Raw genomic sequence first — 25,008 nt, forward strand, 5'->3', positions numbered from 1 at the left:
GTATCGGAGCTGTTCCTCCCTAATTTATAAGACATTCCCCAGTGTCTTTGAATAGCTTCCATCCCTAATTAAATTGACATAAATTGTCCCCTTCCCTAGGCCATCCTATATGTGATGGTCTTATTTTTTTGTTCTTTCTATCTTTTATTTAAAACTCCCTCGCTCTTTCACTCTATGTTCACATCTATCTTTTATAGTATATGTATCGGAGCTGTTCCTCCCTAATTTATAAGACATTCCCCAGTGTCTTTGAATAGCTTCCATCCCTAATTAAATTGACATAAATTGTCCCCTTCCCTAGGCCATCATGTGATGGTCTATTTTATTTTCCAAATACATAATTTAACTCTCTTCGCTTATTTCAGCAAAATCGGTCTATCTATATTCAAACAGATATTTTTATACAAAATATTCAGAAAATATTGTCAAAATAGGTATTTTTTCGGTACAATTAACTTAGAAAGTACTTTTACAAAAACAAGGGGGGCTTTTATTGAAACAAACAAAAGCAATCTTAATTGCATTATTTCTCGGCCTAGTAGTTGGACTCACTTTAAATTTAGCTGCTCCATCCATTTTCGAGCCACTAAATCAATATGTGTTCAATCCACTTGGTCAATTGTTTATTCGACTCATTAAAATGCTAGTTGTTCCTGTTGTATTCATTTCTATCGTACTTGGGGCTGCTGGTCTTGGAGATCCGAAACAGCTTGGAAGAATCGGCTTAAAATCAATTTCATTCTTTCTCGTAACAACAGCAGTTGCCATCTCCATTGCGGTTACATTCGCACTTATTATAAAACCAGGGGCTGGCGGTAATTTTAAAACAGAAGGGCTTAAGTATGAAGGTGCAAAAACTGAAACATCTTTCGTCGATACATTGCTGAATATTGTACCGGATAATCCAGCAAAAGCGATGGCTGACGGAAACATGTTACAAATTATTGCCTTTGCCGTATTGATCGGACTCGGTATAGCTGTTTTAGGAAAACGAGTTCAAGGTATCCATTCATTACTTGAACAGGGCAACGAATTAATGATGTATCTTGTTAATCTCGTTATGAAATTAGCTCCAATCGGAACATTTGGGTTGCTCGCTTCATCCGTTGGTAAAATGGGTCTTGCAGGTGTCGCTGCGATGTTCAAGTATATGATTGTCGTTATGTTGGTACTCATTATTCACGGTGTCTTCGTATACGGCGGCTTATTAAAGGTATTAGCCAAAGAAAGTATTATTCGTTTCTTTAAAAATTTCGGGCCGGTAATGGCAATTGGATTTAGTACATCTAGCTCTAATGCGTCCCTTCCATTTGCCATGAAAACCGCCCAAGAAAAACTCGGAGTTCCAAAAGCGATAAGCTCTTTTGTACAACCACTAGGTGCAACGATTAATATGGATGGTACTGCCATTATGCAAGGTGTAGCAACTGTATTTATCGCTCAAGTATACGGCGTTGAACTTACATTACCGCAATTAGCTATGGTCGTATTAACTGCTGTACTAGCTAGTATTGGCACTGCTGGTGTACCAGGTGTTGGACTTGTAATGCTTACGATGGTTTTAAATCAAGTAAATCTACCAGTAGAGGGTATTGCTTTAATTATTGGTATTGACCGCATTCTAGACATGTCTAGAACAGCTGTAAATATTTCTGGCGATGCAATTTGCGCAATGATTGTTTCAAAATCAGAAGAAAAATATAATACGGATCAATCTGCAGCATCCTAAATCAAAAAGGAGTGAAATGATTCACTCCTTTTTTGACTTGCTTCCTTTTTTCGAACGATATTCTTTTCCTTTGTTATCATTACCTGTTTCAAATTCAGCACTAAACTCCTGCTGAAATTGCCCTGATTTTGGTGAACCTTGATTTCCACTTCCTTGACTACCATTACGATTCGTCATATTTCTCCCTCCTTCCTTTATTAGTAGTATGGCGCTCTATCTTTTTTCATACACATTTTATTTTTCATCATCTATTACACACAGAAGAAGACCTTCCGTATATGAGGAAGGTCTTCTTTGTTATTAAGTAAGCGTTTTCTTATTTATAACTACTTAAATAAGTTTTTTAGAAATAGATATCATTACATTCATTTCGTCTTCTGAAAGTGCGGAGAATCTTTCTTGTAAATATTTCTTTTTCTCACCTTCCATTTTCGCAACTAAATCTTTCCCTTGTTCTGTAATCTCTAAATATACAACACGGCGATCTGATGTAGAACGTGAACGGGTTACAAAGCCTTTATTAATTAGTTTTTCTGTGACAGCTGTAATATGGCTATTCGATACATTTAACTCATTAGCTACACGTGATACCATTTCTTTATTCGTGCGATTCAATATTCTAAGGACAATGAACTCATTCCACGGTATGTAACCACCAAATATTTTTCCAATATCATTACGCAACGTGCGAAACATTGCAAAAACATTTGTCGATAGTTCTTCCATTAATTGTTCTCGATTTTGAGACAAATTTGACAGCCCCTTTTATTTAATTTAGTTAAATAAAAACCTTATTAATAATTCTACATGAAATCTTACTTTTTGTCACCTTATTTTCCCATAATTCGTAGTTTTTTAAAATATATTTCATGATACAATGAAATTGATTTCCCAGAAAAAGGAGTGCTTTTAATGAATGATGAGGACAAGTTCTCTAATTTCAGCCTAAAAGATAAAACAATTATCATTAGTATTATTGCTCTTTTTCTCATTATATTTTTTGCATTTATATTTTTTGTATATGTAGGAATCTTTCAAATTACAGGTATAGAATACTCATCACGAACTGCTTTACTACTCTTTTTTTTATTTATCCTCCTCTTAGATGGCATTACATACTTTATCTTAATCTTCTTTAAAGTACTGTTATATCCAATGACGACAAATATGCCAAATTGGCTCTCACTTGCACTTTTCTCACTCATTGAAATTACGCTAGATTGGTTCGTCATTCATACTGCCGATGATTGGATAGAAAGCGTGCAAATGTCCAACATAGCTGAATTATGTGTCGTACTATTCTTGTTCGTCTTAAATAAATTATTAAGCGATAAGAAAGAGTAAGAATACAAGCTTTTCTATATAAAAATTGGTACAATGAAAGCAAATCATACTAAAGAGGTGTTAATTATGAATTTAAAACAATGGGCTGATAAAGGCATGTCCTTTGATACATATGTAAATGAAATGCAAGTAAACCAATATGAGCTATTACACATCTACAATAACTTTTTAATTCCAAATGAATTACTTCCCGTTCTAGAAGAACGTCAAAATGATGGCTGGCGTGTTATCGTATTAACAGCTGACTGGTGCGGCGACGCTCTTTTATGTGTACCTGTTATGAAACGAATTTCTGAAGTTGCAAACATTGATATGAGATTATTAATTCGTGACGAAAACTTAGAATTAATGGATCAATACTTAACAAATGGAACAGCACGTGCAATTCCAATCTTTATTTTCATTGATAAAGACGGAAATGAACAAGCCGTCTTTGGACCACGCGCTCCAAAGGTACAAGAATTAGTAACTTCCATGCGCGCTACATTGCCTGAAAAAGAAGATCCAACATTCGAGGAAAAACAAAAAGAAATGTATGCTAACTTCCGTGCTACATTAGCTGATGATACTTCTCTTTGGGAACATGTAATGGAAAGCATGATTGAAAAAGTAGTAAAATAAAAAACCTGCCGAGTTCGGCAGGTTTTTTATTACATAATGAAGAAATAGAATACCGCAGCTAAAATGAAACGGTAATAAGCGAACGGTGTTAGTTTTACACGACCTAATAATTTTAAGAATGAAACAATTGCAAGCATCGCAACAACGAATGCTGTAATAAATCCAGTTGCAAATAACGGTATATCTGCTGCACTTAATATATCCCAGCTTTTAATTAAATCTAAACCACTTGCAGCTACCATCATTGGTACTGCTAAAATAAACGTATATTCAGCTGCCGCTGTATGCGAAACGCGAGCTAATAAACCACCACTTATTGTAGACCCAGAACGAGAAAATCCTGGCCAAAGTGCTAAACATTGGAACATTCCGATTGTAAATGCTTGCTTATATGTGATTTCATCTAACGTTCTTGCTGTACTTGGTTTTGAAAACTTCTCAGCAACAATCATTAAAATACCACCAGCTACTAAGCTAATAACAACCGGTCCTGGGCCGAATAAAACTTCTTTAATTGCACTATGGAATAATACACCGAGTATGCCGGCAGGAATCATCCCGATAATAATATGTAATAAATTTAACGATGGTCCATCAGTTACTTTCCCTATTCCAACTAATGACCATAGACGTTTCCAAAATATAACAACAACTGCTAAAATCGATCCCAATTGGATTACAACTTCAAAAACTTTCGCTCTATCGTCTTCAAATCCAATTAAGTGTCCTGTTAAAATCATATGTCCTGTTGATGATACTGGTAAAAACTCTGTTAACCCTTCAACAGCACCCATGATTAAACCAATTAACCAATCAGCCACAAGTAGTGCCTCCTTAATAACGAATATGTAATTTTTTCACACCTTATCATAATACCTTATCCCTTTTCAAAGCGCATCCTTTTTTATTGATTTCATTTATTGTATACGCGTATTTCTTTTCTATTTTTTGATTAAATTGTATGATAGTAAGAGTTTGTTTTTTACGTTGAAAGGGGATTTTATGAAAGAAACTACTTCATTCTCACAAAAGTTAAAGCAATTTTTATTACTCTTTTTCCCGATTTTTGTAACGCAAATGTCATTATTTGCGATGAGTTTTTTTGATACGACAATGTCAGGGCACGCGAGTCCTATTGATTTAGCGGGTGTTGCTATCGGAACAAGTATATGGCTTCCCGTTAGTACCGGCTTAACCGGAATTTTAATGGCTACTACTCCTATTATTGCACAGCTCGTTGGATCAAAGAAAAAGGAGGACGTTCCCCACATTGTCATACAAGCAGTATATTTAGCAATTTGTGCTAGTTTTGTTGTTATCCTTATCGGATTCTTCGCTGTTTCACCTATTTTAAATGGCATGCAATTAGAAGAACCCGTGGAACATATTGCAGCACAATTTTTAAGTATTATCGCGATTGGAATTATCCCTTTATTTACTTACACCGTCTTACGTGGATTTATTGATGCATTAGGAAAAACTCGAACAACGATGATTATTACATTACTATCATTACCAATTAACGTAGTATTAAATTACTTATTAATTTTTGGTCACTTTGGCTTTCCAAAACTCGGTGGTGTTGGTGCGGCAATCGCTTCTGCAGCAACATATTGTTGTATTTTAATTATTACCGTCATTATTATTCGTACGAAAGAGCCCTTCGCTTCTTTCAATATCTTTAAACAGTTATACCGCCCTTCCTTTACGAGCTGGAAGGAATTCCTGAAACTTGGCGTCCCTATCGGATTTGCTATCTTTTTTGAGACGAGTATTTTCGCTGCGGTAACACTTATGATGAGTAATTTTAGTACGACAACAATAGCAGCACATCAAGCAGCTATGAACTTTGCTTCCTTGTTATATATGACTCCTTTAAGTTTAGCAATGGCAATGACGATAGCAGTTGGATTTGAAGTTGGAGCAAAACGATACAATAATGCGAAACAATATGGATTTATCGGAATTGGATTAGCTCTTGCTTTCGCTCTTTTATATTCAATCCTTCTTTATTTCTTTGATGACGAAATTGCTTCTATTTATACGACAAATGCAAATGTCCATCATTTAGCAAAAGAATTTCTTATATTCGCGATTTTATTTCAAATTTCAGATGCGATTGCAACTCCCGTTCAAGGAGCACTACGTGGCTATAAAGATGTAAATGTTGCCTTAATTATGACATTAATCGCTTATTGGGTAATAGGCCTACCTCTTGGATACATATTAGCAACTTATACTGACTGGGCAGCGAAAGGTTATTGGATCGGTCTTATTATCGGTCTAGCATTTGGAGCAATCTTCCTGCTTATCCGTCTCTTTCAAGTACAAAGAAAATATACAACGCAAAACAGCCGCTAATGATATAACGGCTGTTTTCTTCATGCATATTTTTTCTTGTAACGTGTAACATAATGAAAAAGAAAGGTGGATACATATGGACGAAAAACAAAAGAAACAATCATTCGATGAAGAATTCGCCCCTGAAATTTCACCTGGATATCGGCAAGATGTACATAAGCCACCTAAATATAAAAACACTTCTTTTTTAATGGGCATTACCATTTTCGCAGCCGTATTACTCGTACTCATCATTTTCGTTTATTTTTAATGGAAGGTGGTCTATTATATGAAGAAACAAGAATCTAATCGTTCAAAAAGAACTGTTAAAACAGAAAAAGGATATGCAGGAGATTCTGTTCATACACTGAAACAAGTTGAGCAAGGAAACTTATACATTGCTCAAAAAGAACTTGGGCAACAAAATGAAAATCCTTAAAGTCCCTCTTCTCCTTGAGGGATTTTTCATTGTACGTACTGTTTTTGATCTAACACCCTAAATATACTATTAACCTTTACAATTTTCATGTCATAATTTAATTTAATTTCACTCCTCTTACCATTTTCAGTACCAGCAACGTACACTACAGCATGATAGCGAAAACTCTCATCCGTCACTTCACGTATCTCCTCGTTTGTAAATTTATACTCTAAATCTCGAAAACGATTTAGATAATAATTTTTCATTAATTGTTCATACCCTTTATTTACAAATAGCTCTTCGCTTTTTTGCTTTACATCATTTTTATTATTAAACTCAAACACTGATAGCTGCGCTGTCACAAAACATTCTCCTACCTTTTTCATTTCTTTATGAGTTAAAGTTTCTATACTCTTGTTCTTTGTTTTCTGATTTAACTCGTACTGATCTATCGGTTTAAAGGTAGCAAAAGCCGTTTCTTTATATGACCCGAACAAATAAAAAACGATAAATAACGAAATGATTAATATTCTTTTCTTCGTAATACACACCACACCCACCACCTTCATAATGATAGTCATATCTTAACATATAGAAAGAAAATTCTGATATCATAGAGTGGAATATCCTAACTTTAACTTAGAAACGAGGAACGACTATGGACTCTTACGAACAATATATAAAAGAAGCTCTACCAGATCTTTCTATACATTCATATATGCAAAATGAAGAAGGGTGGGATAATATAACGGTTATTATAAATGACGAACTACTATTTCGTTTCCCGCGAAAACTTGAATATGCACAGCGAATTCCGTTAGAAAAAGAATTGTGCATACTTCTCTCTCATTCGCTACTAGAAATCGAGATTCCAAAGTATCACCTATTATATAAAATGATGCTATTCCGCTTTGTAGTTACTATACTCTCATTCATGGTGAACCATTAAAACCAGAAATAGTTACTACGCTAGAGAAAAAAGAAATAAAAGCACTTATTACACAATTAGCGACTTTCCTTGCGGCTCTACATAGTATTCCTCTACAACGTGTTACAACGTTAGGATTCCCTATCGAAAAAACTCTCACTTACTGGAAAGAGCTACAAACAAAATTAAATCAGTATGTTACTAGCAATCTTAATTCATCCGAGAAATCAGCGTTAAATCGTTTATTCAAAAATTTCTTTGCGTGTATAGCTACATCCACTTTTCAAAATACAATTATTCACGCTGACTTTACACATCATCACATTTTATTTGACAACCAAAACAAAACCATTTCAGGGGTTATCGATTTTGGAGATGCCCAAATTGGCGATCCCGCTTTTGACTTTGCTGGGCTATATTATGATTTCGGACGTGAATTTACTACATCTGTATACGAACAATACAGTACACTTAGTTCTCATCATGATCCATTACTCATTCACCGCATCACTACCTTTTATCAATACAGCCCTTTACTACACAATATTATTTATAACTTTGAAACAAAGAATGCGCTTGAATTCATAGCTGGTACAAAACAGCTAAAGGTGATATTACAGGAATGAGATTACATTCTCTCCTTATATTCTCTCTCCTCATACATCATTAACTTTTTATCCATTTCAACAATAACTTTATACAATTGAAACGCCTGTAAAATTTGCAGTTGAATTCCAAAAGGAGCATTTTGTTCTTTTAACCATTGAAATACTTTCGTTTCATCTTTCATTGATTATTCCTCCCCTTATAAAGTGAAACTTTAATCAGCCCTCACCAATAGGGCGTTTACGGACAGCCCGACTCCCAAATAGCGGGATTAAAATCTGCTACAAATATACCGTAAATGATGAAAAGCTTTTCATGTCAATAATAAAAAGGATGCAACATTGCATCCTTTAATGTACGATATTTTTCTTCTGCAGCGTTTTCTCTTTTGCCTCTTCCACTTGGCATTCAGTACGAAAGGCACAGCTCATGCACTCAGAACGAAAATTACGCTCTGTGTAGTGCTCAGGTTGTTGCAGCATTTCTTTCATTCTAAATAAATCATCCATTCCAGTTATAATATCTTCCTGTTTTGGAATGTACTCATACTTAGTTCCTTCTATTAAATTAATCACTTCGATTTTTCCTGGAAGAATGCCGAAAGCTTTATAACTAAACACAGTCATTAACTTCTGACAAAGAGCTAGCATTTCTTCATTTGCATCAATAACATACTTTTTAATTGTAAATGATTCTGTACTCCACTCACCAACTTCAAATGTCAATGAAATATGAACACCTAACTCTTCCATATACGTTTGAAACTTCTCATATAAAAATAACGGCGGCGCCTGACTCTCATCTCTTTCAACAAACTGTAATAAGTGATCTGTTAGCTTCGCTAAAACAATATAACACTCCGCCTTTGAAGCAAACATATTAACCCTTATTTTTTTCCAATACTTTTCTAAAAGTATTAAAAGCAAAATTTTTGTTTGTTGCCCGGCAGGTACCGTGTAATATTCATTAATAATTTGATTTACAATCATTTGTGCTATTTGTTGCCATTCAAATGAAGATGGTTCTCTTCTTTTTATATGACGGAAATAAAATTTGTGTGGACAACGCATAAAATCATACAAATGGTAATCTGTCATCGTTTTGATTGCGATTTTTTCATGCAATTGCTCTTCATCTCCCTTCTGCCATTAAGAAAGGTGTTTTACGAATTCAGCTCCAAACTGTAAACATTTTTCTACATCTTCATCTTCTGGCGTTAATTCTACTTTCAATCCTTCTAACACAACTCCTGCCCCACGCTCTTGTAGCTTTTCTATTAAAATATCAACCGCTACCCCGTATTTCGGATAAGCAGAATCACAAGAGCCGAATGCTGCTGCTTTTTTATCCGTTAAATCAATAGAATCCATTGCATCATAAAAATCTAAGAAATCATCAGGAAGGTCACCATCTCCCCATGTGTAAGCGCCTAAAATAATACCATCATACTGTTCTAATATAGAAGCTTCTGGTGAATCCATAATATCAATGACTTCAATTTCATTTCCTGTTTCACGAATTGCACCTGCAATATGATCGGCCATTTCCTCTGTATTTCCACTCATACTTGCATAAATCATTACTAACTTACTCAACTGAATCTCTCCCTTTACTATGTATCGCTTTTTCTGTTTTAGTTGTGTTCTTCTCACCTACATATTCGGAACGAATTACATTTTGTTGCCATTCAATATGCTTATCTATATCTTTACTTTTATCTTTTAATCCCCTTCGTAGAAGGTGAAATGTTTTTCTCATTAATATTCCTCATTTATTTCATTGATAATAATAATCAATTTCAACTATACACTTAGATTAATTGAAATTGATTATCAAAGTCAATAACTATTTTTTAAAAAATAGTTAAAATGTACAAGCTTGTCCGTTAGCTATTCATATACTATAAATGAGCATAGTTCTTTCTCAGCCCTCTCTGACGGAAGAAATAGAAGCAACTGCGATAGAGCGCAGTTGCCTTTTTTTATTCCTTATGGATTTCTAGTAATCTTATAGTCGTCTCTAAAAACAATTCTACTCCATAAATTAGGGCTGATTCATCTACATCAAATTTGGGATGATGATGCGGATAACAAGTATTTTCCTTTTGATTCCCTGTTCCTAATTTAATGAAACAACCAGGTGCTTTTCTTAAATACGCTGAAAAATCTTCTCCTCCCATAGAAGGTTCAAGATGCACAATACGCTGATTTCCGAACAATTTTATCGCACTTTTTTCTACTATTTTCGTAATGTACTCATTATTAACAACTGGATCATATCCGTAACGATACGTATATGTATAATCCCCTCCATGCGCTTCTGTAATTCCTTTCACAATTTGCTCAATTTTCTCTTTTGCTTCCTCTCTTAATGTTTGATTAAAAGATCGAACAGTTCCCATTAAAGCTGCTTTGTTTGGAATGATATTATCGGCCATCCCCCCATGAAATTGTGTAACTGACACTACTCTATGCATAAAAGCACTTGTATTTCTTGATACGATATGTTGTAAATTTGTAATAATTTGTGCTCCGATAGCGATAGGATCTATCGTTTCTTCTGGTCGTGCTGCATGACCGCCCTTTCCTAAAATTTCAATTGTAAATACGTCTGGTGCTGCCATCATAGGGCCATATACAATCCCTACCTTCCCACTTTCTAATCCAGACATAACATGCAAACCTATTACATAATCGACGCCGTCCATAACACCGGCCTCCACCATTTCTTGTCCGCCACCGGGATACACTTCCTCTGCGTGTTGAAAGAACAGACGGATTTCGCCTGCAAAATCTTCCTTCATATTTGCTATCGTCTCTGCTGTACTTAATAAAATAGCTACATGTGCATCGTGCCCGCATGCGTGCATTACACCTTTATTAACCGATCCATATGGCTTTAGTGTCTCTTCTTGAATTGGTAATGCGTCTATATCCGCTCGAACAGCAACTACTTTTCCTTTTTTCACGCTCCTTTTAATTGCTAGTACACTATGCTTAGTCGGTCTTGTTACTTCAAAATAAGAAAATGAACATAATGTATCGTATATAAATTGCGAAGTTTCTTTTTCATGAAATGATAATTCTGGATATTTATGGAGATACCGTCTCCATTTAATGATATTTTCTTCTGAAATAAAACTCCTCCACTCTCTTTTCATAATAATTACCTCCTTTTAAAAGGCTCTATACCTTGACAATGTACTAAGTACCCAGTGATTATTAGCCCACTCCAATTCAGGAATAACAAAACAAATATTATATTTTTACGTCTTCTCACAATCCACTTTTATGTATTCACACAATCCACTTTCTATTTACATGTCAAACCCATTACAAATTCATGCTGAATGTAATATAATTGCTAAGTTAGGGATTTTCTTTTTTAGTATTTAGTGCTAATATCAGAAAAGAGCCTTCTGTCTTATTTTTACCTAAAATGTGGAATTTTGTTTTTTTCACAATAATGTAGGACATGATACCTACAAAGAGCTATTATTTCATTAAGAGAGGGAAAGACATGGAAAGATTAAAAGAGATATGGTCTCAACCACTCACACAATGGGTTGCAAAGACGGTTTATTACCTTGCAATTTTATTTGCATTGCTTTGGTTGTATGGATTCCATGATACAAACACAAGTACATTTATTTACAACGAATTTTAGGGTGGGAACGTTATGAAGTTATTAGAACAAATTGAAAAGTGGGCTGAAGAAACGCCTGATCAAACCGCTTTTGTTTGGCGAGATGCGAAAATTACGTACAAACAATTAAAGGAAGATTCTGATGCGTTAGCACATTGGATTTCTTCTGAGTATCCAGATGATCGTTCACCAATTATGGTTTATGGCCATATGCAGCCTGAAATGATTATTAACTTTTTAGGATGTGTGAAAGCTGGGCATGCTTACATTCCTGTAGATTTATCTATTCCAGCTGATCGTGTACAACGTATTGCTGAAAGTTCTGGTGCGAAATTACTTTTATCAGGGACAGAAGTAACTGTAACTGATTTACCAGTTCGCATCGTATGTGAAAACAACTTAAAAGATATTTTCTTTACTCATAAAGGGAAAACTCCAAATCCTGAACATGCGGTAAAAGATGATGAAAACTTTTACATTATTTACACGTCAGGGAGCACAGGTAATCCGAAAGGGGTTCAGATTACTTATAATTGCCTTGTTAGCTTTACAAAATGGGCTGTTGAAGATTTCAACTTGCAAACAGGACAAGTATTCTTAAATCAAGCACCTTTCTCATTCGATTTATCTGTGATGGATATTTACCCATCGTTAGTAACAGGCGGTACACTTTGGGCAATCGATAAAGATATGATTGCACGTCCAAAAGACTTGTTTGCTTCTTTAGAGCAATCGGATATTCAAGTATGGACTTCGACACCATCTTTCGCAGAAATGTGTTTAATGGAAGCCTCTTTCTCTGAAAGTATGCTACCAAACATGAAAACATTCTTATTCTGCGGTGAAGTGTTACCAAATGAAGTAGCTAGAAAATTAATTGAGCGGTTCCCAAAAGCAACAATTATGAATACGTACGGTCCAACAGAAGCTACTGTTGCTGTAACAGGTATTCACGTTACAGAAGAAGTGCTTAATCAATACAAATCACTTCCAGTTGGCTACTGTAAATCAGACTGTCGCCTTCTTATTATGAAAGAAGATGGTACAATTGCACCCGATGGTGAAAAAGGTGAAATCGTAATTGTCGGTCCAAGCGTAAGCGTTGGATATTTAGGAAGCCCTGAATTAACAGAAAAAGCATTTACTATGATTGACGGTGAGCGCGCCTATAAAACAGGCGATGCTGGCTATGTAGAAAATGGTCTTCTATTCTATAATGGTCGTCTTGATTTCCAAATTAAGCTTCATGGTTATCGAATGGAATTAGAAGAAATTGAGCATCATCTTCGTGCATGTTCTTACGTAGAAGGAGCAGTTATTGTTCCAATTAAAAAAGGTGAGAAATACGATTATTTATTAGCGGTTGTTGTTCCTGGAGAGCATTCGTTTGAAAAAGAATTCAAATTAACATCTGCAATAAAAAAAGAACTCAATGAGCGATTACCAAACTACATGATTCCACGTAAATTCATGTATCAATCTTCTATTCCAATGACACCAAATGGAAAGGTAGATCGCAAAAAATTATTGAGTGAGGTTACAGCATGACCGCATATGGATCATTTTATTTTTTCGCTATAGTGGGCATTTTATTAATACCTACTATCATAGCTGGATTAAAAGGTAAAATGTTGCGTAAATATAATGCCGTTTTAACATTAGTAATGCTTGCTATTATCTTCTCTGATAAACCGAAGCAAGCAATGATGTTAGCTGTATTTATTATTTGGCAATATGTCCTTATTAAAGGCTATTTATTATTAAGAAAACAAAATAATAATACGTTCATGTTTTGCATGGCTGTTATTTTGTCTATTTTGCCACTTATTTTAGCAAAAATTGCACCGTTTGTACCTGAGCTAAAGTTTGTTGTATTTTTAGGAATGTCCTATGTAACATTTAGAGCAGTACAAATGGTATTTGAAGTTCGTGATAACTTAATTAAAGAACTTTCCTTCTTTAATTTCTGGGAATTCGTTTTATTCTTCCCAGCTATATCAACGGGACCTATCGATCGTTACCGCAGATTCCAAAAAGATATTCAAAAGTCACCTAGTGCAGAAGAATATCAAAATTTACTATATACAGGGATAAACCGTATTTTCCAAGGTTTCTTGTATAAATTTATTATTGCTTACTTAATAAAGCAATATTTTATGGATCCGGCATTCACTCAGCAAGATACAATCCTATCAAATATGATTTACATGTATAGCTATAGCTTATATTTATTCTTTGACTTTGCTGGTTATAGCTCATTTGTAATTGGTGTAAGTTATATGATGGGAATTAAAACTCCAGAAAACTTTAATAAACCATTCATTAGTCGTAACATTAAAGACTTCTGGAATCGCTGGCACATGAGTTTATCATTCTGGTTCCGTGACTTTATTTACATGCGTTTCGTCTTTTTCGCAACGAAGAAAAAGTTAATTAAAAACCGTTACACAATTTCGTATATCGGTGCATTTTTAAACTTTTTCATCATGGGAATATGGCATATTACTGGTGAGCATGTGTATCAATACATTATTTATGGTCTTTATCACGCTGCCTTGTTTATCTTGTTCGATATTTTCGAACGAAAAAACAAGAAGCATAAGTTTTGGCCAAACAATACATTTACACACGTCCTTGCTATTGTAATTACGTTCCACGTTGTATGTTTCGGTTTCCTAATTTTCTCTGGACACCTTAACAGATACTTTTAATGCACCCTTCTTATTCTATTAAGAAGTTGCACATATAATATATTCGGATATAAAGGAGATTTTAAAAATGGCAGAATTCAAAGAGCAAGTATTAGATATTTTAGAAGAAGTATGTGAAAACGATATTGTGAAAGAAAATTTAGATGTTCAATTATTTGAAGAAGGTATTCTTGATTCTTTCGCTGTAGTATCTTTATTAGTAGAATTCCAAGAGCGTTTAGAGATTGAAGTTTCTATTTCTGATTTTGACCGCGATGAGTGGGCTACACCAAATATGGTTATTAAAAAGTTGGAAGAAATCCGATGAACAAAGTAAAATTTGGTCCGATGCTTTTAGCATTGGCCCTTTTTGCTGTATTCTTACTTATTCCTACGCGCTTCCTACTCCCACTTTTAAGTGATGAGAAAGTAGAACAAGCTGCGACTTCTTTAAAAGAAGAAAAGATTCAAAGTATGATTTTACAGCAAAAGATGTTAGCAGACCCGAAATATCTTCCGATGTACGGTTCATCGGAATTCGCACGTATGGATGCTTTCCATCCATCGAATTATTTCAAAGTAAAGCCTGAAGGATTCACACCATTCCTACTTGGACGCGGCGGAACACAAGACCTTGTACATGTATTAAACTTCGCATCTACAATGGATCAATTGAAAGATAAGAAAATGATATTCGTTCTTTCTCCGCAATGGTTTGTACCACAAGGTATTGATGAGACACACTTTGCACCTAACTTTTCAAAACAACAAGGTTACCACTTCATTTTCAACGATGATTTAAAACCTGAAATGAAAAAACAAATTGCAAAACGCTTATTAAACTTTGAGATTGTTAAAAAAGAAACTTTATTAAAAATTTCGCTTGAAGGTATCGCCTACGATGATACAAAGTATAAAGTAAAAGCACTTGCTGCTAAACCTTTCGCTTATATTTATCGTAACATTCTAGATCGTAAAGATTTATTTACAGTTATGTTTGATATTAAGCCGCATAAAGAAAAGCTTGATCCATCATTGAAACAAATGGACTGGGAAGAAGCTCGTAAGCATGCTGATCAAACAGGTGCAATAGAATCAAGCTCTAACGAATATGGTATCGAAGATGATTACTTCAATAGCAAAATTAAGAAGAAATTAAAGCAACGTGAAGGTTACTTAAAAAATGATGCTTATGACCAATCACCAGAATATGAAGATTTGCAAATTGTACTTGATTTATTAAAACAATCAGGCGCAAAACCGCTCTTCATTTCTGTTCCTGTAAAAGGTCCTTGGTATGATTACGCTGGCTTCCCGAAAGAAAAACGCGAATTATACTACAATAAAGTTCATGAGCAAATTGAGAAAGCTGGTTATCCAATTGCTGATTTCTCAAATCATGAATATGATAAGTACTTCTTAAAAGATCATATGCACTTAGGTTGGAAAGGCTGGGTTTACATCGACGAAGCCATCCAACAATTTTATAAAGCAAACTAACGAAAAGACCGCTTGAATTATTCAAGTGGTCTTTTTCTATATACATCTTGTAAATTGTTCAATTACGTTCTCTGCTTCTTTCATGATACGTTTCACTACGTGCTGAGCTGATTCCGTTCGTGCTAATGATGATGCTTGTCCCGCCCAAAGCGACATATACTCTTCCTTATTTTGCTTCGCTGCTTCTTTACGTATTTTTGAAGTTAATACGTTTTGCACTGGATACATCGGTAAATTCTCTTCTCTTCCTTCATGTTTCTCTATAAATTCATTACGAATACCCCGTGCATATTTCCCGGAAAACGCACGAGTTACCGTTGTACTCGTATCTGTACTATGTAAAATCGCTTCTTTATACAGGTCATGCGTAATACTTTCTTCGCTCGTTAAAAAGGCTGATCCCATTTGAACAGCTTCTGCCCCTAACGCAAATGCCGCAACAAGCCCTTGCCCATTCATCACGCCACCTGCTGCGACAATCGGGATATGAGGTACTTCCGCTACTAATTGCGGGATTAATGCAAATGTACCAATCATCGCATCTTGTTCTTTCCCAATAAACGTTCCTCTATGCCCACCAGCTTCACTGCCTTGTCCAACAATAATATCCACTTCTAATTCTGCGAGTGCTTTCGCCTCTGCAACATGAGTAGCTGTTCCGATGACCTTTATTCCTTCCCTTTTTAAAGCATCTACTTCTTCTTTTTCTAACATTTGAAATGCAAAACTAACGACTGGTACTTTTTCTTCTAATAGTACTTGTAATTGCGCTTTATAGCTTTTCGGCAGCTTTAGCGCCTGCTCTTCTTCTATACCCAATTCCTTATTCACTGCCGCAAGTAATGCTTTCGCCTCTTTTATCTTTTCTTCTTCTATCTTCAACTCTTTTGTTAAAAGTAAATTAACACCAAATGGTTTATCAGTTAACTTCCTTATCCTATAAATAGCTTCACGAATTTGTTCTGGGCTCATATATCCAGCTCCAAGCGTACCTAATCCACCGCTATTACTTACAGCTGCAACGAGTTCTGGCGTCGTAATGGCACCTGCCATACCTGCCTGAATGATGGGATACTTAATTTGCAATATGTCTATTACTCGACTTGTAAACATCATTTCCCCTCCTATCCCCCTTATATCTTCTTTATTTGACAAGCTTTCCCCTTCTTTTACAAGGGTTGAACTTCATATGAAACGAATATATTGAAAGAGAAGGAGGCTGAGAACAATGATTTATCCAAATGCGTTAAAACAAGGTGATACAGTAATGATTATTGCACCGTCTGGTCCACCTACAATTGAAAATGTATTAAAAGGTGTGAATGTATTACAAGAGATGGGATTATCCGTAATAATTGGGAAGAGTATTTATGAAAAGTATGGCTATTTAGCTGGAAGTGATCAAGTTCGTCTTGATGATATACATGAAGCATTTACAAATAATGAAGTAAAGGCAATTTTCTGTGCACGAGGTGGTTACGGAAGCGCTCGTCTCCTCCCTTATATTCAATATGAAATCATTCAACAGAATCCAAAGATTTTTTGGGGATATAGCGATATTACGGCTTTACATACTGCCTTTTCACGTTATGCAGAGCTTGTTACGTTTCATGGTCCAATGATTGAAGAATTAGGAAAAGGTATAGATTCTCTCTCTTTATCTTCTTTCAATCAACTATTCCATCCGTATTCATCTATCTTATCTGCATCAGAATGTATTATACCTAGCTCCCCATGTACAGTTACAGGCACATTAGTTGGAGGGAATTTAGCTGTGTTAACGAGTATAATCGGCTCGCCCTATGAAATAAATACAACCAATAAACTTTTATTGCTTGAAGATGTCGGAGAAGAACCGTATCGCATTGACCGGATGTTAAATCAACTACTTTTATCTGGAAAGTTTAATGCATGTAATGGCGTTATTTTTTCAAGTTGTCATGACTGCACTCCTTCTAAACCATCCCAATCATTACAAACAATATTATATGAATATTTCACGCCATATAATATACCTGTGTTATTCGGTTTACCAATTGGACATATAAGTCCAAATATCGGTATTCCCCTCGGAGCTACAGCAACAATAAATACAAATAACAAAACTGTTTCTATTTCTTCTGGTATAGCCACTCCCTGTTCAAATTAAAAAGGAAAAGCTACTAAGCTTTTCCTTTTACTTATAATAATTAAAGATCCGTCCTGATGCTATATCTGTAATTTCTTCTGGAATAAATGTTTTACTCATATCTGTTCCAACATTTAATACAGCTGTTGCATCTTTATCGATACTTCCAAACAGTTCTTTTCCACGTATCGTAATAAGGGGCGTCCCTTCCGGCAACACATCTTTTACAAATTCCAATTGTGTAAAGAACGGAACGATCCATCTACCATCTCCTTGGAAATGGCGTAAACGAAGTGTCCCTTCTGTCGCCGCATCCTCTGCCTCTACCGAACCAGCAACATAAAACTCAGTTGATAAGAGCAATTCATAAAATTCCTTTTGCTTTTGTTCATCATCCCCTGCTAAAACGAGTACTTCTTCTATTTTCTTTACTGGAATTTGCTCCATATGATGACACCCCTATTTTCAAAATGATTATACTTAGATTATACGAAATATTCTTATTTTTTTCTACATAATTCTGCAATTATTTTATCAAAATAGTTTTTAATATTTCTTTCGTCGTCACGATAGCAGCAAATTCATCATGCAAGTTTACAAGCGTCATATTGTGAATATCCTCCTAGTTAATTGGGCTGTAATTGAAACAGAAAACCAAGTTGCTGTGACGCAGTAATAAAACAAATATAGGCACAAAGCTCTACAATTTCTTTTTCAGTCCAATATTGTTTTAATACATGAAACATATTATCATCTATCGCCTTTTGGTCATGAACAAATGCATGTGCAAAAGTAACTGCTACGCTTATCTCCTCTATTTTTTGCACGTCATCTGGTCTTCCCTTTGCCATACAGTACGGACATTCATTCCCAAACGCTAATGTTCTTCTTACTTGCTCCTTTAACTCTGCGGAAAGCGTCCCTGTACTATACAGTGTATTCTCTAACGTACTCCACGAATTTAATATATCCAGATTATGCCCTAATAATTTTTGAAACTTTGTATCTCCTATATTTGATAATGTAATTCTCTCCATCATTTTCCCTCCTATTCCCTTCTTTTTTATTGTAAAATAAATAAAGTTCACTTTACATTTCATATGAATCTTAATTTATATTTTTCCTTTACAAAAATCATCATTTTACTGGAGGTATATTTACAAATGCAATTAGACCGTGTTGATCGAAAAATTTTAAATGAATTATATAATGATAGTCGCCTTTCGATGCGAGAATTGGCAAAACGAGTAAACTTATCCGCTCCGTCTACTACAGAACGTGTTCGTAAACTTGAAAGTGAAGGAATTATTCAAAAATACACAATCGATATCAATTATAAAAAAGCTGGACTTGTTTTAGATTGTATTTTAGAAATCACTTTAAAAAATGGTGATACAACACGTATGCAACAGTTTATTCAGTCTTATCCATCTGCAAGTTTTTGTTACCGAGTAACAGGAAGCTTATGCTACATTGTAAAAATCTCTGTTCCTTCACTCGTTGAACTTGAAGAATTTATCAATAATGTTTCTTCATATGCAACGACAGTTTCTCATATCGTATTATCAGAAGTAGCTCTTACTCCGGATATTGAACATATCTTCCCAGAAGATTAATTCATCTTTATTCACAAAAAAGAGTTAAAACCTCTTACATTGAGAATAAAAATGATATATCATGTATTAAAATACACAAAGTTCGAGAAAGGGGCTTTACATTGAAAATCTGGTTTTATGAAAAAACGGCACAATTAGATGACTTGCTTGGTATTTGGGACAATGTTCCGACCATCCCTCGAATTGGTGAAAAAGTTGAACTTCTAAAAACCGTTCGGATCGTTACAGATATTAAATACGTGAAAAATGGAAATAACTTCCGTGTAGAAATTATTACAAATTAAAAAGCAGCTCTCCTTTTCATACTGGAGAGCTACTTTTTCACGGCCTATAATCCGCCTTTTTTATAATAATCTTATCTTCTTCTACAGCTATTGTTACATACTCATTTTCTTCTAACTTGAGCTGGTTGACAGCCTCATCTGGCAGTTCCACCGCCATCAATCTATTCGTTAGTATAACTTGGCTATACATTTCATTTTCACGTGATGAATTCATCACTTTTTCTTCATTTATTAAGCGAATCGGTGGTACACCTACTTCTTTTACAGTACGCCATTGTTTCCAGGTAAAAGGAATTAACCATAATAAACCGATAATCACAAGACCAATGCCGATCCATAAATTACTTTGTGCTTGTAATTCAGTACTCGAGATTGCGTCACTTCCATCTCCACCTACAAAATGCATACTCGTTGCAATCAAATTATTTAGAGCATGCACAGCAATATTCGTCCATATATTTTTTGTCTTTATGTATAGAAGGCACATAATAACACCGAACATGAAAGCACCGATAACATCAAAATGCCCTAGTCCAAAAATAAGAGAGGATATAATAACCGCTCGTTTAATCCCCCATTTGTAAGCCATTCGTTGTAAGAAAAAACCTCTAAAAATAACCTCTTCCATTATTGGGGCTAGTACACATGCTGAAATGAAAGTAAATATCGTCATGTATATGTTACTCGTATTAATTACATTTCCATCTTCTAACATGGTAACTAAGAAATTAGGTAAAGTATGTGCTAAAATATAAAATTGAATTTGGGATATACCGACTGCAAAAATCATTCCCATTATCGTTGCTAATACAATTAACCCCCAATGTAAACGTCCGGGCTTATCAAAAAAACTTTTAAAAACAACATTATTTTTACTTGTTTTTAAATGTAGCCACAATAGTGGAAATGCGAAAAATATTGATATTTGTGACAGGAACTCTATCGTATTGTCAGAAGCACCTGATAAACTTAATGGAATCATCGTCAGGAACATCCCTATAATCATCCATCCAAAAAAACTACGTAGCCTTATACGTGAAAATGCATATTGCATATTGAACACCTCCAGAGATGATATAAAGTGAAACTTTATTCAGTGTTTTATGGGTAGCCCTTCTCCCACAAATGGCCGAATAACTAAATTATAATATGAATATAGTTGAAAATCTTCCTATTTTTCTCAGATAATTTCAAACAACATATCTATTAAAATAATTTTATTGATATAATGTATCACTATAATTGACATGGTATTTTTAAGTTCAGTCACTACAATTCAAGTAGTATAGGATTTAGCTGATCTATTTATCGGTGTTATAGCAGTCTTCAACTTAGTGACAGTTATATCCTTAAATAAATATGTGGTCGCTGCATTTTATAAACCAAAAAGAAGCTGAAAAAGACCCAATGTTTTATGCTGACAGCATGTTAGGAACGTGAAACGATTGAAGAAAGAACTGGTTAATAAAAATCCCCGTGTTAACGGGGATTTTTATATTATAATACGTCACGTTTTTGGAATAATACACTTGATGCTACAAGTAATACAGCAAAGTATGCAACTACAAGTAATAATGAAGTTGTAAACGTAAATTCTGTAAATGTTGGTTCCATTCCACCGCTAACCAATTTATTGCTGTCGTAAACACTTAAATTCAAATGGAAAAATACTACAAATTTCGCTACACCTTTTGCAAACATCATTAGCACCATATTAATTGCTCCTTGTAAGAAAAATAGGAACATCGTAATAATTAATGGTAATACAGAGTTTCTAAATACGTTTGCTAAGAAAAATGCAAGCGTTGCAAAGAAAAATGGTGATAAAAGCTGATATAAAATCGTTTTTAAAACAATTCCTAACGTTAATTCTGTTTTACTACCGTCCATTACAATCCCGCCAATGATCATGGCAATTAACGTACTAGCAAGTACAATAAATAACATCGTTAATAACACCGTAATATATTTAGAAAATAAAACGGTAATTCGTTTTCTTGGGCGAATTAATAATTGTTTAATCGTTCCTTTTTGAAATTCATCTGTAATTGTGCGAGAGGCTGTTGTGATTCCAAAAATCGTTGCGAATATCATAATTAAGCCGATATCTGAACTTACAAAATCTAAGTAAGATCCACTCAAACTACCAGCTTCACCCCATTTGGCCGTTACTACGGCCCCTAAAATCTCCAATAAGGCGATCACACCGATTAAAATATACATACCTTTTTTCGCATGTAACTTTAAAAATTCATTTTGAATTAATTTAAACATTACGCTTTCACTCCCCCAGTAATCGCTAAGAATTCATCCTCTAACGTTTTATTTTGTACAGTAACACCATATACAAGTACATCAGCATTCACTAACTGTTTTACAATTTGCGGAATCTCTTCTTTCATTACAGATGTCACAGCTACATTTCCTTGTACTTTACCTTTAATAATTTCGTTCGCTTTCTGAACTTGATCTACTTCAAATGCGACTACAACTGTTTCATCATGCTTCGTTTGTTCATGTAAGTTATACTCTTGTACGAACTCACCTTGCTTTATAATAACAACACGATCACACATTAATTCAATTTCACTTAGTAAGTGACTTGATACGATTACAGCAATATTTTCTTCTTTCGCTAATCGCTGCAAATAATCACGAATTTGACGAATACCAGCAGGATCTAATCCATTTGTCGGTTCATCTAAAATTAAGATTTTCGGCTGATGAAGTAACGCCTGTGCAATTCCTAGACGTTGTTTCATACCAAGTGAGTATGTTTTCACCTTTTTATGAATCGCATGCTCTAATTCAACAAGCTTTACAATTTCAGCGATGCGCTCTTTACTAATAGGTGTAATTGCCATGTTTGCAAAATGCTTCAAGTTTTGCATACCGGTCATATAATCATATAGTTCAGGATTCTCTACAATCGCTCCAATTTGTTCTAACGCCTTTTCACGCTCTGTACGAATACTATGACCACAAATTGTAATATCGCCTTCTGTCATCGAAATAAGACCTGTCATCATACGGATTGTCGTCGTCTTACCGCTACCGTTCGGTCCAAGGAACCCGTAAACTTCCCCTTCACGAACTTCAAATGATAAACCGCGAATAATTTCTGTTCCACCAATCCTTTTTCGAACATTTTCTAATTTCACTACTACATTTCCCAATTGTGATTCCTCCTTTAAACTTCTAGCTTTTTGTCGATGATGCGACCTGTAACTATTAATAATATAATTGTTAATAAACAATTAAAACATAGATTTAAAACTGTAATCTCTGTACCAGAATAGAATGATATATTTAAAAAGCCGTTTTGATCTATAAATCCAATATTATTTATAGCAAACACATACTTTTCTATTTGCTGAAAGATATACATTACTCCCAAATAAAATGCGCTAAAAGCGATGAATAAGACTACACAAATGACCTTACTCATTGATGATTTTATATTGAGTAATTTCACAATTACTATAATTAAATAAACAGAAACTAGCATATTAACAAAATCTAGTCCCCATAAGCAAATAGATATCATATGCTGTAATATTCCATAATCATATAAACTGTGGATTGCTTGCTGGACACCTAAGTCTGTTTTTTCTTTGTAAATATTTAAAGAAAAATAATATAGAAAAATGATTCCTATTCCTAGCAAAATCATAAAGAGTAGTACACAAAATAAAATATTTGCACATATATACTTTTGTGCTGAAATAGAAGTATAACGAAGCATAGAATTTTTTAGCATTTTCCGAAAAGACGATATACCTGTTAGAAGAATTGCAAATCCAGATATACATAGTACAATCAAAAATATAATAATTATTATATCTTGCCTCCCTGAAATTCTAACTCCTGAAACTCCCTTCATATTAAATAAAAGAATTAGTGAAATAGTTATAAAGCCAAAGTAAATAATTGCTATCTTCTTCTTATTACAATTAAACAAATATCGAAAAAGCTGACTCATTTCTCATAGGCCTCCTTAAACAGCTCATGTACCGCTTTACCTCTTTGAAATCGTAGTTCTTCTACATTTTCATACAAAATCATTTCTCCATCTTTCAAAAAAATCACTTCATCAAATATATTCTCGATTTCTTCTATTAAATGAGTTGAGATAAGCATTGTGCAATCTTCTCTGTAAAATTTAAGGATAAGTTCCAATACATGTTCTCTAGAAACAAGATCTATACCACCGAGTGGTTCGTCTAAAACATACAACTTAGCTTTTCGTGAAAATGTTAATATAATTTGCAGCTTCTCAATCATTCCTTTTGATAATGCTATAATTCTTTCTTCTAGCGGTATTTTAAATTCAACTATCGTATCTACCGCTTTTTGAATATCAAATTCTTTATAAAAATCCCGATAGAAAAATAAAGCATCTTTTACAGTCATCCAATCATCAAATACCGGCTTATCAGACATAAAAGAAACGATTTCTTTCGTCTCTAACCCAACTTTTTTACCGCTAATTGTAATGCTGCCTTCAGAAGGATGCTGCAAGCCTGCAATCATTTTCAATAACGTCGTTTTCCCGCTCCCGTTATCTCCAACAAGCCCAACGATTTTTCCTTCTGTAATCTCTATGTTTAATTCCCGGATTACTGCTTTCAATCCGTATCGCTTCCATAGATTTTCTATTTTTAATAGCTCAGTCATTCGTTCTCCTCCCTTTTCTCATGTAATGAAAAACGAAGAATTGAAAGAATTTCTTCTTCTGAAAAACCTAAATTGTCCATTCCATCTATAAAAGAATGAAGTAATTCTTTCGCCATATCTTTTCGCAGCTCCATAATTTTCTCCCCTTCATTCGTTACATATCGCCCCATTCCTCTACGTGTTACAACAACTCCATCCCGTTCTAGCTCTTGAAATGTACGTTGAATCGTATTTGGATTTACTTGCAATTCACTCGCTAATTCACGTACGGAGGGAATTTTATCACCTGACAATAAATGTCCTGTTACAATTTCCTTTTTTATGCATTCCATTACTTGAATGTAAATTGGTGTGTTTGGAGAAAACTCGATTTTCATTTCTCCCCTCCTGTCTTAGTGTGTTAGTTAAATAGTACACTAAGACAAATTATATGTAAATACTTACCACGTAAAATGTAATAAAAAGGCAGTGTAACTTTT

General features: G+C 34.5%; 31 protein-coding genes and 3 pseudogenes. 15 read left to right on the top strand and 19 right to left on the bottom strand.

Features of this window, described 5'->3' with window-relative positions; all coding sequences use genetic code 11:
- Positions 1 to 493 precede the first annotated feature (493 nt).
- Entirely contained in the window at positions 494 to 1,729 is a 1,236-nt protein-coding gene (locus CQZ94_RS02180; RefSeq protein WP_105584105.1) for a dicarboxylate/amino acid:cation symporter, read from the top strand.
- Positions 1,730 to 1,750: 21 nt separating this feature from the next.
- Here CQZ94_RS02180 and CQZ94_RS02185 read toward each other — a convergent pair whose 3' ends face one another.
- Together CQZ94_RS02185 and CQZ94_RS02190 are read right to left on the bottom strand one after the other, a co-directional pair.
- The gene (locus tag CQZ94_RS02185; protein WP_002149538.1) at positions 1,751 to 1,906 is read right to left on the bottom strand and encodes a hypothetical protein; all 156 of its coding nucleotides are present in this window, start codon (positions 1,904 to 1,906) and stop codon (positions 1,751 to 1,753) included.
- Between the two features lie 153 nt (positions 1,907 to 2,059).
- Complete coding sequence (locus tag CQZ94_RS02190; RefSeq protein WP_000081440.1) at positions 2,060 to 2,479, bottom strand: MarR family winged helix-turn-helix transcriptional regulator; 420 nt, start codon at positions 2,477 to 2,479, stop codon at positions 2,060 to 2,062.
- Positions 2,480 to 2,641: 162 nt separating this feature from the next.
- On the opposite strand from CQZ94_RS02190, the gene CQZ94_RS02195 reads away from it, so the two are divergent.
- Together CQZ94_RS02195 and CQZ94_RS02200 are read left to right on the top strand one after the other, a co-directional pair.
- A complete protein-coding gene (locus tag CQZ94_RS02195) occupies positions 2,642 to 3,073 on the top strand; it encodes a regulatory YrvL family protein (RefSeq protein ID WP_105584106.1) in 432 nt (143 codons plus the stop codon).
- A 33-nt stretch (positions 3,074 to 3,106) separates the two neighbouring features.
- The gene (locus CQZ94_RS02200; RefSeq protein WP_105584107.1) at positions 3,107 to 3,694 is read left to right on the top strand and encodes a thioredoxin family protein; all 588 of its coding nucleotides are present in this window, start codon (positions 3,107 to 3,109) and stop codon (positions 3,692 to 3,694) included.
- 29 nt (positions 3,695 to 3,723) lie between these two features.
- Here the strand turns inward: CQZ94_RS02200 and uppP are convergent, their stop codons facing one another.
- Positions 3,724 to 4,515 carry a bacitracin resistance undecaprenyl-diphosphatase gene (uppP, locus tag CQZ94_RS02205; protein WP_070141441.1) on the bottom strand — a complete coding sequence of 264 codons (792 nt, stop codon included), beginning with the start codon at positions 4,513 to 4,515 and terminating at the stop codon, positions 3,724 to 3,726.
- A 181-nt stretch (positions 4,516 to 4,696) separates the two neighbouring features.
- On the opposite strand from uppP, the gene CQZ94_RS02210 reads away from it, so the two are divergent.
- From CQZ94_RS02210 to CQZ94_RS31055, 3 genes are all read left to right on the top strand, one after another.
- Positions 4,697 to 6,055, top strand: coding sequence for an MATE family efflux transporter (locus CQZ94_RS02210; RefSeq protein WP_105584108.1), 1,359 nt, complete (start codon positions 4,697 to 4,699; stop codon positions 6,053 to 6,055).
- 76 nt (positions 6,056 to 6,131) lie between these two features.
- Positions 6,132 to 6,305: a hypothetical protein gene (locus CQZ94_RS02220; RefSeq protein WP_000343684.1), complete on the top strand. Its 174-nt coding sequence runs from the start codon at positions 6,132 to 6,134 to the stop codon at positions 6,303 to 6,305.
- Between the two features lie 18 nt (positions 6,306 to 6,323).
- The gene (locus tag CQZ94_RS31055) at positions 6,324 to 6,473 is read left to right on the top strand and encodes a hypothetical protein (protein ID WP_105584109.1); all 150 of its coding nucleotides are present in this window, start codon (positions 6,324 to 6,326) and stop codon (positions 6,471 to 6,473) included.
- Between the two features lie 26 nt (positions 6,474 to 6,499).
- On the opposite strand, the gene CQZ94_RS02230 is transcribed toward CQZ94_RS31055, so the two are convergent.
- Positions 6,500 to 7,024, bottom strand: coding sequence for a biotin transporter BioY (locus CQZ94_RS02230; RefSeq protein WP_105584110.1), 525 nt, complete (start codon positions 7,022 to 7,024; stop codon positions 6,500 to 6,502).
- Between the two features lie 89 nt (positions 7,025 to 7,113).
- Between CQZ94_RS02230 and CQZ94_RS02235 the strand changes: the two are divergent.
- A pseudogene (locus CQZ94_RS02235) lies at positions 7,114 to 8,009 on the top strand (aminoglycoside phosphotransferase family protein).
- Positions 8,010 to 8,011: 2 nt separating this feature from the next.
- Here the strand turns inward: CQZ94_RS02235 and CQZ94_RS31060 are convergent.
- The 5 genes from CQZ94_RS31060 to CQZ94_RS02260 form a co-directional block, all read right to left on the bottom strand.
- Entirely contained in the window at positions 8,012 to 8,173 is a 162-nt protein-coding gene (locus CQZ94_RS31060; RefSeq protein ID WP_105584111.1) for a hypothetical protein, read from the bottom strand.
- A 166-nt stretch (positions 8,174 to 8,339) separates the two neighbouring features.
- Complete coding sequence (locus CQZ94_RS02245; RefSeq protein WP_105584112.1) at positions 8,340 to 9,113, bottom strand: hypothetical protein; 774 nt, start codon at positions 9,111 to 9,113, stop codon at positions 8,340 to 8,342.
- Between the two features lie 24 nt (positions 9,114 to 9,137).
- Entirely contained in the window at positions 9,138 to 9,584 is a 447-nt protein-coding gene (locus CQZ94_RS02250; protein WP_105584113.1) for a flavodoxin, read from the bottom strand.
- The gene (locus CQZ94_RS31065; protein ID WP_181149418.1) at positions 9,577 to 9,747 is read right to left on the bottom strand and encodes a hypothetical protein; all 171 of its coding nucleotides are present in this window, start codon (positions 9,745 to 9,747) and stop codon (positions 9,577 to 9,579) included. The genes CQZ94_RS02250 and CQZ94_RS31065 overlap by 8 nt, the downstream gene beginning before the upstream one ends.
- 223 nt (positions 9,748 to 9,970) lie before the next feature.
- Complete coding sequence (locus tag CQZ94_RS02260; protein WP_105584115.1) at positions 9,971 to 11,149, bottom strand: amidohydrolase; 1,179 nt, start codon at positions 11,147 to 11,149, stop codon at positions 9,971 to 9,973.
- 359 nt (positions 11,150 to 11,508) lie between these two features.
- Here CQZ94_RS02260 and CQZ94_RS02265 point away from each other — a divergent pair, with 359 nt between their 5' ends.
- From CQZ94_RS02265 to dltD, 5 genes are all read left to right on the top strand, one after another.
- The gene (locus CQZ94_RS02265; RefSeq protein ID WP_002011626.1) at positions 11,509 to 11,655 is read left to right on the top strand and encodes a teichoic acid D-Ala incorporation-associated protein DltX; all 147 of its coding nucleotides are present in this window, start codon (positions 11,509 to 11,511) and stop codon (positions 11,653 to 11,655) included.
- A gap of 12 nt (positions 11,656 to 11,667) precedes the next feature.
- Positions 11,668 to 13,182, top strand: coding sequence for a D-alanine--poly(phosphoribitol) ligase subunit DltA (dltA, locus tag CQZ94_RS02270; protein WP_105584116.1), 1,515 nt, complete (start codon positions 11,668 to 11,670; stop codon positions 13,180 to 13,182).
- A complete protein-coding gene (gene dltB / locus CQZ94_RS02275; protein ID WP_105584117.1) occupies positions 13,179 to 14,345 on the top strand; it encodes a D-alanyl-lipoteichoic acid biosynthesis protein DltB in 1,167 nt (388 codons plus the stop codon). The genes dltA and dltB overlap by 4 nt, the downstream gene beginning before the upstream one ends.
- 67 nt (positions 14,346 to 14,412) lie before the next feature.
- A complete protein-coding gene (gene dltC / locus CQZ94_RS02280) occupies positions 14,413 to 14,652 on the top strand; it encodes a D-alanine--poly(phosphoribitol) ligase subunit DltC (RefSeq protein ID WP_002011622.1) in 240 nt (79 codons plus the stop codon).
- Positions 14,649 to 15,824: a D-alanyl-lipoteichoic acid biosynthesis protein DltD gene (gene dltD / locus CQZ94_RS02285; RefSeq protein WP_105584118.1), complete on the top strand. Its 1,176-nt coding sequence runs from the start codon at positions 14,649 to 14,651 to the stop codon at positions 15,822 to 15,824. The genes dltC and dltD overlap by 4 nt, the downstream gene beginning before the upstream one ends.
- 17 nt (positions 15,825 to 15,841) lie before the next feature.
- Here dltD and CQZ94_RS02290 read toward each other — a convergent pair.
- A pseudogene (locus CQZ94_RS02290) lies at positions 15,842 to 16,937 on the bottom strand (NAD(P)H-dependent flavin oxidoreductase).
- Between the two features lie 115 nt (positions 16,938 to 17,052).
- Between CQZ94_RS02290 and CQZ94_RS02295 the strand changes: the two are divergent.
- The gene (locus CQZ94_RS02295) at positions 17,053 to 17,973 is read left to right on the top strand and encodes a S66 peptidase family protein (RefSeq protein WP_105584120.1); all 921 of its coding nucleotides are present in this window, start codon (positions 17,053 to 17,055) and stop codon (positions 17,971 to 17,973) included.
- 27 nt (positions 17,974 to 18,000) lie between these two features.
- Here CQZ94_RS02295 and CQZ94_RS02300 read toward each other — a convergent pair whose 3' ends face one another.
- The 3 genes and pseudogenes from CQZ94_RS02300 to CQZ94_RS02310 all read right to left on the bottom strand — a co-directional run bounded on the left by CQZ94_RS02300 (position 18,001) and on the right by CQZ94_RS02310 (position 18,992).
- Positions 18,001 to 18,399 carry an SseB family protein gene (locus tag CQZ94_RS02300; RefSeq protein ID WP_105584121.1) on the bottom strand — a complete coding sequence of 133 codons (399 nt, stop codon included), beginning with the start codon at positions 18,397 to 18,399 and terminating at the stop codon, positions 18,001 to 18,003.
- 79 nt (positions 18,400 to 18,478) lie between these two features.
- Positions 18,479 to 18,574: pseudogene (locus tag CQZ94_RS02305) on the bottom strand (cysteine hydrolase family protein); the annotation flags it as partial.
- A 4-nt stretch (positions 18,575 to 18,578) separates the two neighbouring features.
- Positions 18,579 to 18,992, bottom strand: coding sequence for a carboxymuconolactone decarboxylase family protein (locus CQZ94_RS02310; protein ID WP_105584122.1), 414 nt, complete (start codon positions 18,990 to 18,992; stop codon positions 18,579 to 18,581).
- 123 nt (positions 18,993 to 19,115) lie between these two features.
- On the opposite strand from CQZ94_RS02310, the gene CQZ94_RS02315 reads away from it, so the two are divergent.
- The gene (locus CQZ94_RS02315) at positions 19,116 to 19,568 is read left to right on the top strand and encodes an Lrp/AsnC family transcriptional regulator (RefSeq protein WP_105584123.1); all 453 of its coding nucleotides are present in this window, start codon (positions 19,116 to 19,118) and stop codon (positions 19,566 to 19,568) included.
- Positions 19,569 to 19,669: 101 nt separating this feature from the next.
- The gene (locus CQZ94_RS02320) at positions 19,670 to 19,852 is read left to right on the top strand and encodes a DUF3913 family protein (RefSeq protein ID WP_000707108.1); all 183 of its coding nucleotides are present in this window, start codon (positions 19,670 to 19,672) and stop codon (positions 19,850 to 19,852) included.
- 37 nt (positions 19,853 to 19,889) lie between these two features.
- Here the strand turns inward: CQZ94_RS02320 and CQZ94_RS02325 are convergent, their stop codons facing one another.
- The 6 genes from CQZ94_RS02325 to CQZ94_RS02350 form a co-directional block, all read right to left on the bottom strand.
- A complete protein-coding gene (locus CQZ94_RS02325) occupies positions 19,890 to 20,906 on the bottom strand; it encodes a CPBP family intramembrane glutamic endopeptidase (protein WP_105584124.1) in 1,017 nt (338 codons plus the stop codon).
- Positions 20,907 to 21,349: 443 nt separating this feature from the next.
- Positions 21,350 to 22,126: an ABC transporter permease gene (locus CQZ94_RS02330; protein ID WP_105584125.1), complete on the bottom strand. Its 777-nt coding sequence runs from the start codon at positions 22,124 to 22,126 to the stop codon at positions 21,350 to 21,352.
- Entirely contained in the window at positions 22,126 to 23,028 is a 903-nt protein-coding gene (locus tag CQZ94_RS02335) for an ABC transporter ATP-binding protein (RefSeq protein ID WP_105584126.1), read from the bottom strand. Before CQZ94_RS02335 ends, CQZ94_RS02330 begins: the two co-directional genes overlap by 1 nt.
- Positions 23,029 to 23,042: 14 nt before the next feature.
- Positions 23,043 to 23,834, bottom strand: a complete 792-nt coding sequence (locus CQZ94_RS02340) for an ABC transporter permease (RefSeq protein WP_105584127.1) — start codon at positions 23,832 to 23,834, stop codon at positions 23,043 to 23,045.
- Positions 23,831 to 24,529, bottom strand: a complete 699-nt coding sequence (locus CQZ94_RS02345) for an ABC transporter ATP-binding protein (RefSeq protein WP_105584128.1) — start codon at positions 24,527 to 24,529, stop codon at positions 23,831 to 23,833. The genes CQZ94_RS02340 and CQZ94_RS02345 overlap by 4 nt, the downstream gene beginning before the upstream one ends.
- Entirely contained in the window at positions 24,526 to 24,906 is a 381-nt protein-coding gene (locus tag CQZ94_RS02350) for a GntR family transcriptional regulator (RefSeq protein WP_105584129.1), read from the bottom strand. The genes CQZ94_RS02345 and CQZ94_RS02350 overlap by 4 nt, the downstream gene beginning before the upstream one ends.
- Positions 24,907 to 25,008: the final 102 nt, after the last annotated feature.

The organism is Bacillus sp. MYb209, from assembly GCF_002975175.1.
Lineage (GTDB): Bacteria > Bacillota > Bacilli > Bacillales > Bacillaceae_G > Bacillus_A.

Excerpts from the sequence above, each read along its gene's own strand:
- CQZ94_RS02330 (WP_105584125.1), bottom strand. The coding sequence starts at position 22,126 with ATGTTTAAATTAATTCAAAATGAATTTTTAAAGTTACATGCGAAAAAA.
- CQZ94_RS02210 (WP_105584108.1), top strand. The coding sequence starts at position 4,697 with ATGAAAGAAACTACTTCATTCTCACAAAAGTTAAAGCAATTTTTATTA.
- CQZ94_RS02195 (WP_105584106.1), top strand. The coding sequence starts at position 2,642 with ATGAATGATGAGGACAAGTTCTCTAATTTCAGCCTAAAAGATAAAACA.
- CQZ94_RS02220 (WP_000343684.1), top strand. The coding sequence starts at position 6,132 with ATGGACGAAAAACAAAAGAAACAATCATTCGATGAAGAATTCGCCCCT.
- CQZ94_RS02295 (WP_105584120.1), top strand. The coding sequence starts at position 17,053 with ATGATTTATCCAAATGCGTTAAAACAAGGTGATACAGTAATGATTATT.
- CQZ94_RS02345 (WP_105584128.1), bottom strand. The coding sequence starts at position 24,529 with ATGACTGAGCTATTAAAAATAGAAAATCTATGGAAGCGATACGGATTG.
- CQZ94_RS02340 (WP_105584127.1), bottom strand. The coding sequence starts at position 23,834 with ATGAGTCAGCTTTTTCGATATTTGTTTAATTGTAATAAGAAGAAGATA.
- CQZ94_RS02265 (WP_002011626.1), top strand. The coding sequence starts at position 11,509 with ATGGAAAGATTAAAAGAGATATGGTCTCAACCACTCACACAATGGGTT.
- CQZ94_RS02200 (WP_105584107.1), top strand. The coding sequence starts at position 3,107 with ATGAAAGCAAATCATACTAAAGAGGTGTTAATTATGAATTTAAAACAA.
- CQZ94_RS31060 (WP_105584111.1), bottom strand. The coding sequence starts at position 8,173 with ATGAAAGATGAAACGAAAGTATTTCAATGGTTAAAAGAACAAAATGCT.
- CQZ94_RS02350 (WP_105584129.1), bottom strand. The coding sequence starts at position 24,906 with ATGAAAATCGAGTTTTCTCCAAACACACCAATTTACATTCAAGTAATG.
- CQZ94_RS02300 (WP_105584121.1), bottom strand. The coding sequence starts at position 18,399 with ATGGAGCAAATTCCAGTAAAGAAAATAGAAGAAGTACTCGTTTTAGCA.
- CQZ94_RS31065 (WP_181149418.1), bottom strand. The coding sequence starts at position 9,747 with ATGAGAAAAACATTTCACCTTCTACGAAGGGGATTAAAAGATAAAAGT.
- CQZ94_RS02310 (WP_105584122.1), bottom strand. The coding sequence starts at position 18,992 with ATGATGGAGAGAATTACATTATCAAATATAGGAGATACAAAGTTTCAA.
- dltB (WP_105584117.1), top strand. The coding sequence starts at position 13,179 with ATGACCGCATATGGATCATTTTATTTTTTCGCTATAGTGGGCATTTTA.
- CQZ94_RS02230 (WP_105584110.1), bottom strand. The coding sequence starts at position 7,024 with ATGAAGGTGGTGGGTGTGGTGTGTATTACGAAGAAAAGAATATTAATC.
- CQZ94_RS02260 (WP_105584115.1), bottom strand. The coding sequence starts at position 11,149 with ATGAAAAGAGAGTGGAGGAGTTTTATTTCAGAAGAAAATATCATTAAA.
- dltD (WP_105584118.1), top strand. The coding sequence starts at position 14,649 with ATGAACAAAGTAAAATTTGGTCCGATGCTTTTAGCATTGGCCCTTTTT.
- dltC (WP_002011622.1), top strand. The coding sequence starts at position 14,413 with ATGGCAGAATTCAAAGAGCAAGTATTAGATATTTTAGAAGAAGTATGT.
- CQZ94_RS02315 (WP_105584123.1), top strand. The coding sequence starts at position 19,116 with ATGCAATTAGACCGTGTTGATCGAAAAATTTTAAATGAATTATATAAT.
- dltA (WP_105584116.1), top strand. The coding sequence starts at position 11,668 with ATGAAGTTATTAGAACAAATTGAAAAGTGGGCTGAAGAAACGCCTGAT.
- CQZ94_RS02325 (WP_105584124.1), bottom strand. The coding sequence starts at position 20,906 with ATGCAATATGCATTTTCACGTATAAGGCTACGTAGTTTTTTTGGATGG.
- CQZ94_RS02185 (WP_002149538.1), bottom strand. The coding sequence starts at position 1,906 with ATGACGAATCGTAATGGTAGTCAAGGAAGTGGAAATCAAGGTTCACCA.
- CQZ94_RS31055 (WP_105584109.1), top strand. The coding sequence starts at position 6,324 with ATGAAGAAACAAGAATCTAATCGTTCAAAAAGAACTGTTAAAACAGAA.